Genomic DNA, 236 nt, shown 5'->3' with positions numbered 1-236 from the left:
CACATGAGCTTCGTGTGGGGCGATGACAACATCGCCTACCTGCACAAGCGCCAGCAGGCGCTGGTCCGGAATCCGCTGTTCTACGGCATGCAGTACTCCGAAGACCCGGCGCAGATCAAGGCCTGGGCCCCGCTGCGGATGGAAGGCCGCGACCCGAACCAGAAGGTCGCCGCCACCTGGATGCCGCTGGGCACCGACGTCACCTACGGTGTGATCACCCGCCAGCTCACCGCCGG

The 236-nt window shown here is 66.5% G+C and carries 1 protein-coding gene; it reads left to right on the top strand.

Going from position 1 to position 236, the window contains the following annotated elements; all coding sequences use genetic code 11:
• Positions 1–236 (top strand): malate:quinone oxidoreductase (locus ACQG3P_RS23545; protein ID WP_426806396.1); only part of this gene is annotated, 236 nt, incomplete at both ends.

This window comes from Stenotrophomonas sp. SrG, from assembly GCF_050031795.1.
Taxonomy (GTDB): domain Bacteria; phylum Pseudomonadota; class Gammaproteobacteria; order Xanthomonadales; family Xanthomonadaceae; genus Stenotrophomonas; species Stenotrophomonas rhizophila_A.
Note: the sequence above shows the minus strand (reverse complement) of the source record. Positions and strands in the feature narration are given on the sequence as shown.